The sequence below is a fragment of the Desulfobulbus rhabdoformis genome (assembly GCF_016919065.1).
GTDB classification, from domain to species: domain Bacteria; phylum Desulfobacterota; class Desulfobulbia; order Desulfobulbales; family Desulfobulbaceae; genus Desulfobulbus; species Desulfobulbus rhabdoformis.
In genome coordinates this window covers 21,556-35,409 of record NZ_JAFFQA010000028.1, presented here as the reverse complement: position 1 = coordinate 35,409, position 13,854 = coordinate 21,556, and the positions used below count along the sequence as shown (strand labels likewise).

The window sequence follows — 13,854 nt, the reverse complement described above, 5'->3', positions numbered from 1 at the left end:
GATATTCCGAGGATAAAATTTTAAGCATGACAGGTAAGCGAAGACTCCGCGGGATTGGCAGAAAAAGCAATTATTCAAGATTCCCATCAGTTCTTTGCGTGACTGTCACCGATCATGGTGGTATTGGCCGCCCCCGGAGGAACCATGGGAGTGACCTCTTCCTCGATATCCATGGGAATATGGATCAAGCAGGGACCGGGGTAACGCATGGCCTCTTCCAGGGCCCGATCGGGATTGGAGGCAGTGGCCAGATCATAGGCCTGCATGCCAAAGCCTCGGGCGATGGTGGCAAAATCAATTTTGATCCCGTAGGAGGAGGCAAAGTAGTGCTGGTTATAAAAGAGGCGCTGCTGCTGGCGAACCAGGCCCAGGCTCTGGTTGTTGAAGACAACGATTTTAATCGGTGTGTGTTGCTCTACCGCAGTGGCCATCTCTTGAATATTCATCTGGAGGCTGCCATCACCGCTGAAGCAGATAACCGGACGCCCGGGGTTCGCCATGGACGCCCCAATGGCAGCCGGCATGCCAAAGCCCATGGTCCCCAGACCACCGGATGTCAGCAGCTGACGCGGGGCGGTAAAGGGATAGGCCTGGGCTACCCACATCTGGTGCTTGCCAACATCGGTGGAGACCAGGGCATCGGATCCGGCGAGTTCGGCGATCTTACGGATGTAGTTAAAAGGGCGACCGGGCAGAAAATCATCCTCGTGGTACCGGGGAAAATCCTGCTGCAACTGGAGGATACGGTCCTTCCATGCCTGCCGGGGCTGCGCCTCCACCTTAGGCACGAGAGCGCTGAAGGTGGTGCGAACATCGGCGATGATCCCGGCGTCTGCCGCTCTGAGTTTACCGATCTCGCTGGCATCGATATCCACATGAATAACCTTGGCATTGGGGCAAAACTCGGCCAGGAGACCGGTGGCCCGATCGTCAAAACGAACACCGGCTGCGATCAGGAGATCACACTCGGCCATAGCCAGGTTGGTGGAGCGGGTGGCGTGCATTCCCAGCATACCTAAAGAAAGCGGATGATCCGTGGGCATGATACCAAGTCCCATCAGGGTCATAACCGTGGGAATGTTCCCCTGCTCTGCCAGCAGCCGCGCCTCCTCGGCCGCATTGGCATGGATAACCCCACCTCCCAAATAGAGAACTGGCTTCTCGGCTGCATTGATCATATCCGCAGCGGCATAGATGCTTTCGTCTGGGTCCCCCTGCGCCGCCTCCGCGCTCCACTCTTCTGGCCAGGCGTCAAATTCAAGAATTTCTGTCTGCACGTTTTTGGGTACATCAATTAAAACCGGCCCCGGTCGTCCACTCTCGGCCAGATGAAAGGCCCGGGGCAAAATGGTCAGCAACTCAGCGGCAGAGCGTACCAGGTAATTGTGCTTGGTGATCGGGACGGACATGCCGTAGGTGTCTACCTCCTGAAAGGCATCGGTTCCCAGCAGGGTGCTGGGAACCTGACCGGTGATACAGACAACGGGCACAGAATCCAGGTAGGCATCGGCGATGGCGGTGAGCACATTGGTCGCCCCTGGACCGGAGGTAGCGAAACAGACCCCGACTTGACCGGTGGAACGGGCCATTCCCTGAGCAATGAAGCCAGCCCCCTGCTCATGACGGGCAAGAATGTGGCGAATGTTGGAATCTGTTGCCAGGGCGTCGTACATCGGCAGGTTTGCGCCACCGGGAATACCGCTGATGGTGCGGATACCGCGTTTTTCCAAATAGCGGATAATAATCTGAGCGCCGTTGAGTCTAGGCATGGTCTGGTCCTCCTGTTGAGTTGTCGCGTAAGGGCAAAAAAAAACCCCCGTCGGCAGGCGCCGACGGGGGTTGATGTCATCTCTATGAACCTATCCCGCTAAGGCGCCTCGAACCGTGCACGCACCACGACCACCACACTGACGACCACGACGAGTGCGAGGGATACGATGATGTTGAGGGCGCTGAATACGGTTTTCATACTTGCCTTATGGAATAAAGTTATCCCCCAATGTGGGGATGATGTTTGTAAATACCTGAGGACTATTTCTTCGTCAAGCGTAAAATGAACAAATTGCAAAACGATTTCTCAAAAAATCAGAAAAAACGCCTAACCTTTCTTATTCACTCACCATTTCTAAATCGAACTTCGCCTGAATCTATGTATCAATACAGCTGAACAAGGACGATTATTCAGAAAGATGCTGCAACAGACGGCCAAAATCAGGCTGATCAAGACGGGTCAGCCCCAGTGACTGTGCATACTCCAGGGCCTGACAATACTCTTCAGCTTTCAGCTCGACATTGAGCTCAGGAAACGAGCGTGCTCTTCCACAGGGGTGATATTGGCCCATAATGTTGATGTAGGTATCCAGGGGAAGATTGGCAGCCACAAAATCGAGTATAGCCCTTGTTTCCGCCTCCAGTCCCGGCATCAGCAGATGGCGCAGCAGCAAGCCCCGCAAAGCCGAGCCGTGTTCATCAAGCACCAGTGAGCCCACCTGGGCCTGCATCGCAAGCAGTGCAGACCGCATCCGCTCCGGATAATCAGCCGCACCAGTATAACGGGCCGCAGTTTCCGGTTTCCAAAATTTAGCATCCACCAGATAGATGTCAACGACCCCATCGAGGAGAGCAAGCGTCTCCAAGCTCTCGTAACCACTGCTATTGTAGACGAGAGGAAGATGAAAGCCTTGTTCCAGAGCCAGAATAAGCGCTTCCAGAATCTGGGGCACGACGTGGGTTGGCGTCACCAGGTTGAGATTGTGACAGCCCATGGATTGCAACTCGAGCATGATGGAGGCGAGTTGTTCAGCACTCACCTCCTCGGCAGGACCCGTCCCCTGGCTGATTTCGTCATTTTGGCAGAAACAGCAGCCAAGATTACATCCGCTCAAAAAAAGAGCTCCCGAACCGCGCTGCCCCACAAGCGGTGCCTCCTCGCCAAAATGTGGGCCATAGCCAGCGACACCTGCCCGCCCCCCGGTTGCACAGAAACCGAGTTGCCCAGCCATGCGGTTGACACCACACTGCCTCGGACACAGCGTACAGGCTTGTAAGGCTGCCTGTGCTCTAGACAACCGTTTGTGAAGCTGACCACTTTCCCACAACGTTTGGATGGCCCTTGCCATGCCCCTTACCCCCTCAACGTACAGAAGGAAACGCAACCATGCAGCGCCTCAGCAAAATTAGACTGGCCAATTGCAAAGCGATACAATACTCTTAGGTATACATCTTGACTTGATTGATAGGAAACGCCATGTCTTCTCTTTCCCCCTTTCCCCAACCGCTCCCCGTGAACCCCAATACGCAGCAGGTTCTCCATTCACCACAAACAGAAGCCCCCTGCTGAGGCCCCAAACCTGAACCCCGGTCCGGGATTCACGAACGCGCAGGCTATAGCCTTTGTCCCTTTGTCACCGACTTTATCGACACCCCTATCGGACCAGTTCCCCGAGTGGCCACTGTTGCCGACGCTCACGATTTCTGGGGAACCATCGGAGCCCGCATTGGTCTCATTCGCCGCAATTATCGCGTTGCTCCAGGTCTGTACGCCATAGGCTCAGCCACGCCCCAGTCACCGGTTCTGGTGACAGCCAACTACAAACTCTCCTTTGACGCCCTGCGTCTTCGCCTTGGCGGGGTCGATGCCTGGATTCTTGTGGTCGATACGCGAGGAATAAACGTCTGGTGCGCCGCGGGAAAAGGGACGTTTTCCTCGGAAGAGGTGATCGAAAGTGTGCAGCGGTATCAACTCAATGAAGTCGTTCACCACCGGGAGTTGATTGTGCCACAACTCGCAGCTCCTGGGGTCGCCGCCCAGGTCGTGAAAAAAAGGAGTGGCTGGAGCGTCCTCTTTGGCCCCATCCGCTCTGCTGATATCCCTCGCTACCTCCAGGCCAACAAAACAGCCGATCAAACCATGCGTGAAGTCAGCTTTACCCTGCAAGAACGGCTGGTCCTTATTCCGGTCGAATTATTTTTGCTGGGTAAACCGCTGGTCCTCCTGCTTTTGGGCGGCTTTCTCCTCTCCGGAATCGGGCCGTATATTTTTTCATTCCAGGCAGCCTGGCACTCCGGCCTTGCTTTTCTTTACAGCACCGGGCTGGGCATTTTCAGTGGCGCGGTGCTTACCCCGCTGTTCCTGCCCTGGCTCCCCTTCCGTCAATTCTGGTTAAAAGGGATTCTAACGGCGTTACCTGTGCTGGCAGCGGCCTCTGTATGGACCAGTTCCCTGACCGGGCTAGGCCAAATCGCCCTTGCCCTCTGGGCGGTCGCGATCAGCTCCTATCTGGCTATGAATTTCACGGGTTCCACTCCCTTTACCTCGCCAAGCGGGGTGGAAAAAGAGATGCGTTTGGGCCTCCCGGTTCAAGCCTTCACTGCTTTGACAGCCTGCACCCTCTGGGTAGCCAGAGCTTTTATATTCTAGGAGCCGAGATGCGCGGATATCGTTATCTACAAGAAGTGTCCACTCTCAGCTACACCCAGGAGCGCTGTATTGGCTGCGGTCTCTGTGTGCAGGTCTGTCCGCATCAGATTCTTACGCTGAGCGGCAAGCAGGTGCACATCCGGGATATTGATCTCTGTATGGAGTGCGGCGCCTGTGCCCATAACTGCCCAACTGAGGCATTATCGGTGCGACCGGGTGTCGGCTGTGCAGTTGCAATACTCAATGGCTGGAAAAATCGGCTTTTGGGGACAACCAAATTTGGCGATTGCTGTTAACCATGTGAGGAGAGCCTTATGGATGACTACTTTCCCCGGCCCAAGATACTCGTCAGCCGTTGTCTGGGCTTTGACGCCTGCCGTTACGATGGCCAGATTTTAAAAAATGCCTTTGTCGAACAACTTCAGCCCGAGGTGGATATGGTGACGGTCTGCCCGGAGACCGACTGTGGTCTAGGTATCCCGCGGGCACCAATTCGGCTCTGCAACACCGATGCGGGGCTGGTGGTGTACCAACCGGCAACCCAAACCGATGTCACCGGACAACTGCAGGCCACCATTGCAACCATCCTCCAGGAAAACCCGGAAATCGACGGTGCGATCCTTAAGGCCAAATCACCGAGTTGCGGTCTCCATGACACCAAGATTTACCAGGGCGTGGAAAAACCGCATCCCCTGAAAAAAGGAGCAGGGGTCTTTGGCGCCCAAATTCAGCAACACTTTCCGGGCGCTGCACTCGAAGATGAGATGCGCCTGACAAACCTCATCCTGCGCGAACATTTTCTCATTAAAATTTATACGTTGGCTCGCTTCCGAGAACTCTGTGCCCAGCCCAGCATGGGGGCACTTGTGGCTTTCCATGCCAGCCACAAGTTATTGCTGCTTGCATATAATCAGAGTCATTTTCGGCTCGCGGGAAAAATCGTCGCCAACCATGACAAAGAGCCCATTGTTGAAGTGTTGCGCAAATACCGGGAAGAGCTGGTCCATATCCTTGATACCCCCATGCGCATCCCCGGGGTGATCAACACCCTCTACCATGCCTTTGGCTGGATCTCAGAACACCTGCGTCCCGAAGAAAAGCAGTACCTGATCAATACCATTGAAGAGTACCGCGACGAACGTTTACCGCTCCAAGCTGCCACCCGCCTTATCGAGGCACACGCTCTTCGTTTTGCTAACCAGTACCTTCTTTCCCAGGTATTCCTGCGGCCGTACCCGCGGGTCCTTGCCGGCCTGCACGACTCAGGCCGGGGACGGGAAGTACGCTGACAACGGTCCAGTTCTGCCAAACACTTCGTCTTGCCAACGAGGTTCTAGTTCATCGTGGTCTGCTCTTGGATCGTTTTTAACAGTGCCTGCAAACCAATAGCCTGAAGCACGGTCAAACATTCATCATGGTGGAAAAAACCCGCCATAACAGCACCAAACTGGGTTGCGAGAAAGACCATCTCTCCGTCCTCTTCCTTGGCGAGTAAACGGCGACAGCCAGCGATGTCATCGGTTTCTATGGCCCCGATCAGATCATTGAGCCACTCAAGCTGACTCTCTTCAAAGTGGAACTCGACCATGGCCTGGGCATACATGGAAACAATCGCAGCCCGGTGATCATACACCGTATCAAGATCATTTTTCTGGGCAGCGTCGAGAACCTGCTCAATCTGCTCCATCAATTCCTGCATGTCCTGATTTTCTTCTCCCATTCGTTCTCTCCTTATTTTATAAAAAGTATCTTTTAATGCTGCGATTCTGACAGACAGTCCGACCAGTATTCGCCTCCATAGCTGTGCGTTCCACCTAGTGTATCACGATGGTGAGCTGAGGGAAAAAACAATACAATTTTTCTGCCAAAAGAAACCTTTTGGAGATATGTGTAACCTGATATAATCCTTAGAATACGGGAATTTCTCTTTTCCCTGAAATTTGATCATTCTGTCGCTGCCCTGATTAGGCAGCACTTAGTTTGTTCGCCCCATCCCCTGATTTTGTTCAAGATTTTTTTTTCATTTGACAAGATACAATACAGAAACAAATTAAAAAAACTGAGTAGACAGTCAGGAGGTATCGAATATGTTTAGAGTTTATACTGAATGGCAAATCATTCTTTGGGCTGCTTAACATCAAACTCCGCGAAAAAATGGCAAAAATCGAACACGGCATGATGCTTTTGTTCGTTGACAGCCATATCCTTCTCATTTATAGTCACCGCTACATTGAGGAATGGTCGACGCAGTGTCAGACAAAAATCAATAAAATTAAACAGTAAAGGAGGTGACAAAGGCAACAACGAAAGTTAGGACGAAATTACAGCAGCAAGTGCAGTTCAAGAAACTACATTTCAAGGGGGAGTGCATTAATGTCGCAATCTGAAACTACTTTTCCAAGATGGTTACCCTTACTTGGAGGTCTTTTAGGCAGCACCGCTTGTGGATTACTGTTGTATGCATTTAGTGTTTTTATCAAACCTTTAATGAAAGAATTCGGGTGGACCGTACCCGAAGTCGCCCTGGCCTTTGCCATCATCTGTCTGATCTTTGGTCTTGTAACCTTTCCTGCCGGTCGCTTCAGCGACAAAATCGGTCCAAGGAACGTCGTCCTCTTCGGCGGAATCCTTATGGCCTTTGGCTTTTTCATGGTTTCCACCATTAAGCCACCCACCCCGGAAGAGTTAGCCGCTGGCGCTAGCAGCAAAAAACAGCTCTACCAACTCTATCTTTACTTCAGTATTATCGCCGGTTTCGGCGGCGGTTGCGTCTATCTGCCACCGATTGCCACTGCACCCAAATGGTGGCCGGACCGTCGTGCCCTTGCCACGGGCTTCACAGTTGTCGGCCTTGGCCTTGGTTCCTTTATCATGGCGCCACTGGCCACGGGTATGATCAACTATTTCGGCAGCGCCCTGCCCGTATTCAAGTACGTGGGTATTGCTCTGGCCGTTCTGGTTGTCGGCTCGGCTATTTGCCTCAAAAACCCGCCCGCTGGCTACAAGCCTGCCGGCTGGAATCCTCCCGCACCGCCTGCTGGTGCGAAAGAAACTCGTGATTACACCTACGAAGAGGCAAAATCCACCCCTCAATTCTGGCTGCTTTGGCTTGCCTACTTCTGTGGCTCCTTTGCCGGATTGATGTGTATCGGCCTCATCGCAAAGCATGGTATTGATGCCATGTCTCTCGCCTATCGCGCCAAAGAAGGGTTGGACGCCGCTGCCACCATCCCCGAAGAAGCAGCAAAAGGTATTGCCATGGCCGCAGCTGGCGCGCCCAGTGCTTTGGCCATCACCAACGCCTTGGTTCGTGTCATGGTCGGCCCCATTGTCGATAAATACGGAACCAAAGCTATCTTTGTGGTTCTGTTTGCCCTCCAGGCCATTGCCTTCCTGGCACTCTACCCGATGGGTGGTTCCGCGGCCATGCTGGCACTGATCGCCGGTATCGTAGGTTGGAACTACGGTGCCATGTTCACCCTGTTCCCCGCGACTCTTCTGAGCTACTTCGGTCCCTCCGCTCAAGGGTCCAACTATGGTCTTCTCTTTACCGCCTGGGGCGTCGCCGGCTTTTGCGGCCCCTACCTCGGTGGCAAACTCCAGGCCATGAGCGGTTCCTTCCTGGTGCCGTTCGTCGTTTCCTCGGTTGTCCTGGCGGTGGCTGTCGTCATCCTGCTGATGTTGAAAGCACCGGAGAAAAAACACGCATAAATCCACGCAACAATTCCTGCTGTACAGAGGCATTTCGAGTATTCGAAATGCCTCTTCTTGTTTTTATCTGTTTAGCAATAAGTCTCATTAGTTAGTTGTAGTTTTAAGTGTTCATGCAAAGGGCGTGGACAAAGATGAACTCATCACAAGGAGAAGACTATGGCAGATGCAACCCCCCAAGGAAATCCCGCAGTTGTAGGTCTGGCCGGATTCGGTATTACCACTACATTACTGCAGTTCCATAACCTGGGATTAATGGGCGTAGGAACAATTTTCTGTGCAGCAATGTTTGTCGGTGGCTTGATGCAATTTATTGCCGGCTTTATGGAATTCAAATGCGGTAATAACTTCGGTTACAGCGCATTCTGCACCTACGGCGCCTTCTGGATGGCCCTCGGACTTATCTGGGCACTGGCAGATCTGGCTCCTGGGATGAAACACCTGGGGATCACCGGCAATGACATAGGCTTCTTCCTGGTTGGTTTCACCATTTACACCGCCATCATGTGGGTAGCCTCCATGCGCGTTCACATGGCCATGTTCCTCACCTTCACTACCCTGCTTGCTGGCTTCATCGGCCTTGACCTGGTTTTCATCGCCGGCATGAAAGGCATCCTCAAAATCACCGCCATCGACCTGCTCGTTTGTGCCGGTCTGGCGCTGTACATGATGGCTGCAATTATCTACGCCCAGCTGTTCGGTCGTCCGATCCTTCCTGTTGGCAAACCGCTGGTTAAGTAACAGACGATCAGCCTGACCACTCTCTCGGTTACCAACACAAGAGGCGCTCCTGAACTGGGGCGCCTTTTTTATTGCCTGTTTTGCTGCACGTGGCAGGGCAATGTCTCTTCCGCACACCGGCTGCATTGGAGAGAGGTGAAACCGACCATGACCGCGACAACTATTTGCTCGTATTTCAGCCATGACCATAAAAAAAATGCGCCTCAACAAGAGACGCATTTTTTGAACAACACGGAGTCATACGCTCCTGGCTCTGTAAATGCTCCTGCACAACTACTCTTCGTCCCACATTAATGGGTATTCGTATTATAGCGGCCCCCAAAGGCACTACAAGGGCACTAGCGAAATATGTTCCGCTTTCGGTTCTCACTGTTTTTTCGTGTAAATACAGGACGGTAAAAACCATACCCCGCACAATTCGAGATGAAATCCCTATTTTTTTTGGGGCAGGAGCCACGCAGAATACAAGTCTGCGTCTGGTTCTCTTTCATTTTGAGAGACTGTGAACGCAGCTGCGCATCACCTTTCCCGCAGGAGAAAAAAAGCGAAGGGGGGGCAGAGATGGGGAGGTTGCAGGGCGGTTAGAGATTCCCTGAGCCGCTCACGGCTAACGAACAAGGAGCATGACGCCCAGGACAGTCAGCAGCACATAGACCAGACGCAGATAGGTTGCCCGGTGAATTTTTTTACTGAGAAGGGAACCGGCCAAAGTACCCAGTAAGACGCAACCGCAGGAAATAAAAAATAAACGTACAACCGCTTGGTTAATGATACCGTGCCCTGCGTGAACCAAGGCCGTGACATAGCCATTACAGACAAAAAATCCTGTGAGTGTGGCTCGAATCTCATCCTTGCTCCAGCTCTGCAGGGTGGCATAGATAATGGCCGGGGGCCCACCAGCCCCCACTGTGGAGTTGATGGCGCCGGAAAAAAAACCCGCGATCCCTCCCCAGAGACAGGAAGGATTGATTGGTTTGGGGCGAAAAAAGAGGTGGAGAAAGCTGATCGCGATCAGGAGAATCCCCAACAATCGGCTGATCATTTCTGGATCGGCGTGTTTCAGCAGGGTTGCTCCGAGCAAAACACCAGGAACTGAGCCAATCAAGAGAGGGAGGATCTTGCGCCAGTCAACCAGATGCCGCAGGGCGTAGGTGAGGGTGGTCGTGATAATGAGGGCATTAAGGATAGCCAGGGGAATCGCCTGCTTTACATCCATGATCAGGCTCAAGAGAGGAATGGCAACCAGTGCACTGCCAAACCCGGTCAGCCCTTGCACAACGCCAGAGAGGAAAATGATACTGCAGGCTGCAAGGGCGATACTCATGGGAAAACTCCAGGGGGCTTAAATAATCAGGTCCTGAATCCGTGACGGCGAGTCGTCAACGAACAGAGGGATGCGCGCAGGTTCTCCAGTATAGTTCAAAAGGACAAAGACTCAACGAAATTGGCAGAGCAGAATACCCCACCCCCTGCTGCTGAAGCCCCGATGAGTACCGATGATGCTCGGCAAGCAGCGCTTCTCCAGCTAACAATCTGTTGCTTCGATGAAATTATACCCTTTAAAGCGCATACACTGTCATTGGTTCTGGGCACCTACAACATCTCGACGGTCAGAGGTGCAACCAAAAGCTGCGATATCACCATATCGCCCGCCTCCAGTCCCTTGCTTCTCTTTTTTGAGTGAAGGAGGGTCGTACATCCCTGTCAAAAAAAATTCATTTTTGTAGCAAACCTGACTAGAAATACCTTTCATGTCTGCTCTCCACATCGAGCCCTGGCTCAAGAAACACAAGATAACATATTAATTTTTATCATATTATTTAAATAATTATTTTCTGGCTTCTTGTTTGCTTAGATAGAGGCAACAACGTTATTCAAAAAAGAATAACGGGAACGCTCTAGAAAAAGAGGCGCAGGTCAAGCATTGCCAGATTGCCTGCCCCTGCTTGACAGCATCGCTTAACGGTTCAACAAATTCACCGTTATTCAAAAAAAGAATAGCGAGCTTTGGGAGAAATGGTTATGAAAAAAGCCTGCATGACTCCACCCGACTGTTGTGTCATCATCGAAATGGAAAAAGGGGTCACCCTTGGGTATCGTAAGGCGGTGTTGCTCAACGAAATTGAGGCATTGGGATCGCTGACGAAAGCGGCCAGAGTTTCCAAGATAGATCAGGAACATGCTCTTGATCTTATACAGGAAATGAATGAATCCTTTTCAGAACCGCTGGTGTGCTTTCCACACAATGCTCCTTTTCCGGACCACGTTGCGTTGACCGAGAAAGGGATGGTGACCGTCAAGCAATACTGGCGGAAATTTGAGCCGGCCTGGTTTTCCATCATTCAGGAAAGGGCCCGGCACTATTGAAAGGGAAAAAAGAAACGGCGAAAGGGGGAAGTGGCCTTCCCGTTATTTTTATAAACAAACAACGAAGAGACCACTTCCGGTACAAACGACGTAAAAATCGGGTCTTTTATCTGTAAGACCGGATTGGATAAGTCATTTCAACTTAGGCATTCAGCATGACACTGGTCGCTTTAATAACAACTTCGACTTCCTTGCCGGTAGCCAGTCCCAGACGTTCAACAGAGCTGGTGGTGATTGCGGAGACAACGTCTACTCCGGGCGCGACCTCAATTGTCACCTCTGCCATGACCATGCCTTTTGTTACTTCTTTAACTTTTCCTTTCAACAAATTACGTGCGCTCAGTGCCATAATGACCTCCTTCGAGCAAAAATTTTACAGCGGCACTGTTTGTAAGCCGCGATTGAGGCCACACTATGCCCATGTGGAATCAGGGAGTCAAGGAGTAAAAAGTTATTTTTTACCATAATAACGAGTAGTTATATCACACAGTGGCAGCGTTATTAACAATAAAAATAATCTAAGCCCTCAAAACTCCAGCGACTTTTCCCCTCGTCTCGGCCCAGGAAAATAAAAATTATCTTTTTAAAAGCAGTGATTGAAAAACTCTTTTGTATAAATCGTATCTCTACACGCATATCGAGCGGACAAATATTCTCATTAACCAAGGAATAAAAGTAGGTTAGCATGATGAACATCGCATACACCCCCATTGGATATTTCAATACTCCTTTCCACGATATAAAGGGAATGCCTATCCAGCCAATTGGTGCCGAAAATATTGAAGGCCGCATTGATGTCCTCCCCGCATTTCGTGAAGGGTTGCGGGATCTTGAAGGCTTTTCCCACGTCTACGTCCTCTATCATCTCCATGAGATCGTGGGCTTTGACCTGACGGTCAAACCCTTTCTCGACACCAAGGACCACGGCATTTTTGCAACCCGCTCTCCTAAACGTCCCAATCCCATTGGCCTGTCGGTGATGCGCCTTAAAGAGGTGGGGGAGAGCTCGATCACCCTGGGCTGTGTCGATGTGCTTGACCAAACACCGGTGATCGACATCAAACCCTATGTGGCCGATTTTGATCGTTGCGATGCCGATCGTTTTGGCTGGTTTGAAGGCAAATCCCAAAATGCCACCCATCACCTCAGCGATAATCGTTTCGCCGCATAACAATCTGAGCAACAAGAGGAAAATTATGGCAACTTTTGTATTCGTCCACGGCGCCTTCCAAGGTGGTTGGGTCTGGCAGAAACTCACTCCCTATTTGCAGAGCCAGGGGCATGCAGTCCATACGCCCACCCTCTCGGGCTGTGGTTTTCTCGCCGACGCAGACTCTGGCAAGGTGGATCTTACCCGCCTTATTCAGGACATGCAGACCTACCTCGAGCTGGAAGATCTCCGTGATATCACGCTGGTGGGGCACTCCTTCTCCGGCCTCATCTGCGGCGCCCTGATGATGCGCTGTCCGGATCGCATTCGCCAGGCCATCTTTGTCGACGCCGTCATCCCCCAGACCAATCAATCGTTCGTGCAGGTGGCCGGAGAGCAGTTTGCCCAAATGCTTGAAAAGCATCATTTGCCAGACGGGTTGATTCAGCCCTGGCCCCCAATGGTCTTCGGTATTCCCGAGACAACCGTGTCCTGGTTTCAGGCACGGCTGCGCCCCTTTAGCCGAGCCTGCTTTACCACAGTCTTCCCCGAGGAGTTTGATCCGCACAAGGTGCCGACCTCCTTTATCACCTGTACTGAAACGGTGAGCCCCTTTATTCAGGCCATGGCAAGCAAAGCAGAGCAATTCAGTTGGACGGTGAGCAAACTCAACACCGGCCATTGCCCCATGATCACCTGCCCGCGGGAGTTATCCTCGTTATTGCTTGCCCAACTGCCACGCTAATGAACGCCATCCAGGGTGGGCTGAGTGCCCGTATCAATAAGCAACTTGATCACACCGAGCTGCGCATGGACCTTAATGTCCCGGCGGGCAGCACCCTGATGCTGATTGGTCCATCCGGCTCGGGGAAAACGACGGTGCTGCGCTGCCTGGCAGGACTTGAATCCATCGACCAGGGCTGGATCTTCTTTAACGGCCAGTGTTGGAACGAGAGCCGCTCGAAGTATCAGATGCGCACCCGCCACCGCAACATCGGCTTTCTTGCCCAGGATTACGCACTTTTTCCCCACATGAGCCTGGAAGAAAACATCGGCTTTGTTTTGCCGGACAAAGAGGATGCCAAAGCACATTTGGCGGCCATGGGGATTGACCATCTCGCAAAAAAACGGCCCCACCAAATCTCAGGCGGGGAACGGCAACGGGCCGCATTGTGCCAAACCCTTGCCCGTCGCCCCCGGTTGTTGTTGCTGGATGAGCCCTTTTCAGCCCTGGATATTGAAAACCGCAGTCTGCTGCGTGAGTTACTCAACCGCGAACAGCACCGTTTAGGGCTGACTATTATTCAGGTCACCCATGATCTCACCGAGGCCCTGGCAAGTGGAGCCCAGGTGATCGCGCTCAGACAGGGGCAGGAAGATCCCCACTGGCTGACCCGGCAACGCGAACTGTTGCTGCAGGATCTCAAGCATGTCGACCAGGATGCACAGACTCTTGCGGCATAAC

General features: G+C 52.3%; 15 protein-coding genes. 9 read left to right on the top strand and 6 right to left on the bottom strand.

Annotated elements, in window-relative coordinates:
- Positions 1 to 86: 86 nt before the first annotated feature.
- A complete protein-coding gene (ilvB, locus tag JWJ90_RS14815; protein ID WP_205228013.1) occupies positions 87 to 1,769 on the bottom strand; it encodes an acetolactate synthase large subunit in 1,683 nt (560 codons plus the stop codon).
- A 408-nt stretch (positions 1,770 to 2,177) separates the two neighbouring features.
- Complete coding sequence (locus JWJ90_RS14810) at positions 2,178 to 3,119, bottom strand: radical SAM protein (protein ID WP_205228012.1); 942 nt, start codon at positions 3,117 to 3,119, stop codon at positions 2,178 to 2,180.
- Between the two features lie 128 nt (positions 3,120 to 3,247).
- On the opposite strand from JWJ90_RS14810, the gene hgcA reads away from it, so the two are divergent.
- Genes hgcA through JWJ90_RS14795 form a run of 3 tightly spaced genes read left to right on the top strand, consistent with a single transcriptional unit; the run spans position 3,248 to position 5,709 of the window.
- Positions 3,248 to 4,420 carry a mercury methylation corrinoid protein HgcA gene (gene hgcA / locus JWJ90_RS14805; RefSeq protein ID WP_264175405.1) on the top strand — a complete coding sequence of 391 codons (1,173 nt, stop codon included), beginning with the start codon at positions 3,248 to 3,250 and terminating at the stop codon, positions 4,418 to 4,420.
- An 8-nt stretch (positions 4,421 to 4,428) separates the two neighbouring features.
- The gene (gene hgcB, locus JWJ90_RS14800; protein WP_205228011.1) at positions 4,429 to 4,716 is read left to right on the top strand and encodes a mercury methylation ferredoxin HgcB; all 288 of its coding nucleotides are present in this window, start codon (positions 4,429 to 4,431) and stop codon (positions 4,714 to 4,716) included.
- Positions 4,717 to 4,734: 18 nt separating this feature from the next.
- A complete protein-coding gene (locus JWJ90_RS14795; protein ID WP_205228010.1) occupies positions 4,735 to 5,709 on the top strand; it encodes a YbgA family protein in 975 nt (324 codons plus the stop codon).
- A 44-nt stretch (positions 5,710 to 5,753) separates the two neighbouring features.
- Here the strand turns inward: JWJ90_RS14795 and JWJ90_RS14790 are convergent, their stop codons facing one another.
- Entirely contained in the window at positions 5,754 to 6,140 is a 387-nt protein-coding gene (locus tag JWJ90_RS14790) for a hypothetical protein (RefSeq protein WP_205228009.1), read from the bottom strand.
- 653 nt (positions 6,141 to 6,793) lie between these two features.
- Here JWJ90_RS14790 and JWJ90_RS14785 point away from each other — a divergent pair.
- Positions 6,794 to 8,131, top strand: a complete 1,338-nt coding sequence (locus tag JWJ90_RS14785; RefSeq protein WP_205228008.1) for an L-lactate MFS transporter — start codon at positions 6,794 to 6,796, stop codon at positions 8,129 to 8,131.
- 159 nt (positions 8,132 to 8,290) lie between these two features.
- On the top strand, positions 8,291 to 8,872 hold the full coding sequence (locus JWJ90_RS14780; RefSeq protein WP_205228007.1) for an acetate uptake transporter: 582 nt from the start codon (positions 8,291 to 8,293) through the stop codon (positions 8,870 to 8,872).
- A 607-nt stretch (positions 8,873 to 9,479) separates the two neighbouring features.
- On the opposite strand, the gene JWJ90_RS14775 is transcribed toward JWJ90_RS14780, so the two are convergent.
- On the bottom strand, positions 9,480 to 10,196 hold the full coding sequence (locus tag JWJ90_RS14775) for a sulfite exporter TauE/SafE family protein (RefSeq protein WP_205228006.1): 717 nt from the start codon (positions 10,194 to 10,196) through the stop codon (positions 9,480 to 9,482).
- A gap of 252 nt (positions 10,197 to 10,448) precedes the next feature.
- Positions 10,449 to 10,625 carry a hypothetical protein gene (locus JWJ90_RS14770; protein ID WP_205228005.1) on the bottom strand — a complete coding sequence of 59 codons (177 nt, stop codon included), beginning with the start codon at positions 10,623 to 10,625 and terminating at the stop codon, positions 10,449 to 10,451.
- A gap of 269 nt (positions 10,626 to 10,894) precedes the next feature.
- On the opposite strand from JWJ90_RS14770, the gene JWJ90_RS14765 reads away from it, so the two are divergent.
- Entirely contained in the window at positions 10,895 to 11,239 is a 345-nt protein-coding gene (locus JWJ90_RS14765) for a winged helix-turn-helix domain-containing protein (protein WP_205228004.1), read from the top strand.
- Between the two features lie 142 nt (positions 11,240 to 11,381).
- Here JWJ90_RS14765 and JWJ90_RS14760 read toward each other — a convergent pair whose 3' ends face one another.
- The gene (locus tag JWJ90_RS14760) at positions 11,382 to 11,588 is read right to left on the bottom strand and encodes a TOBE domain-containing protein (protein WP_205228003.1); all 207 of its coding nucleotides are present in this window, start codon (positions 11,586 to 11,588) and stop codon (positions 11,382 to 11,384) included.
- Between the two features lie 336 nt (positions 11,589 to 11,924).
- Here JWJ90_RS14760 and tsaA point away from each other — a divergent pair, with 336 nt between their 5' ends.
- Genes tsaA through JWJ90_RS14745 form a run of 3 tightly spaced genes read left to right on the top strand, consistent with a single transcriptional unit; the run spans position 11,925 to position 13,853 of the window.
- Positions 11,925 to 12,410 carry a tRNA (N6-threonylcarbamoyladenosine(37)-N6)-methyltransferase TrmO gene (gene tsaA / locus JWJ90_RS14755; RefSeq protein WP_205228002.1) on the top strand — a complete coding sequence of 162 codons (486 nt, stop codon included), beginning with the start codon at positions 11,925 to 11,927 and terminating at the stop codon, positions 12,408 to 12,410.
- A 25-nt stretch (positions 12,411 to 12,435) separates the two neighbouring features.
- Positions 12,436 to 13,134 (top strand): alpha/beta fold hydrolase, encoded by a 699-nt coding sequence (locus JWJ90_RS14750; RefSeq protein WP_205228001.1) that lies wholly within the window; start codon positions 12,436 to 12,438, stop codon positions 13,132 to 13,134.
- The gene (locus JWJ90_RS14745) at positions 13,134 to 13,853 is read left to right on the top strand and encodes an ATP-binding cassette domain-containing protein (RefSeq protein WP_205228000.1); all 720 of its coding nucleotides are present in this window, start codon (positions 13,134 to 13,136) and stop codon (positions 13,851 to 13,853) included. The genes JWJ90_RS14750 and JWJ90_RS14745 overlap by 1 nt, the downstream gene beginning before the upstream one ends.
- Position 13,854: the final 1 nt, after the last annotated feature.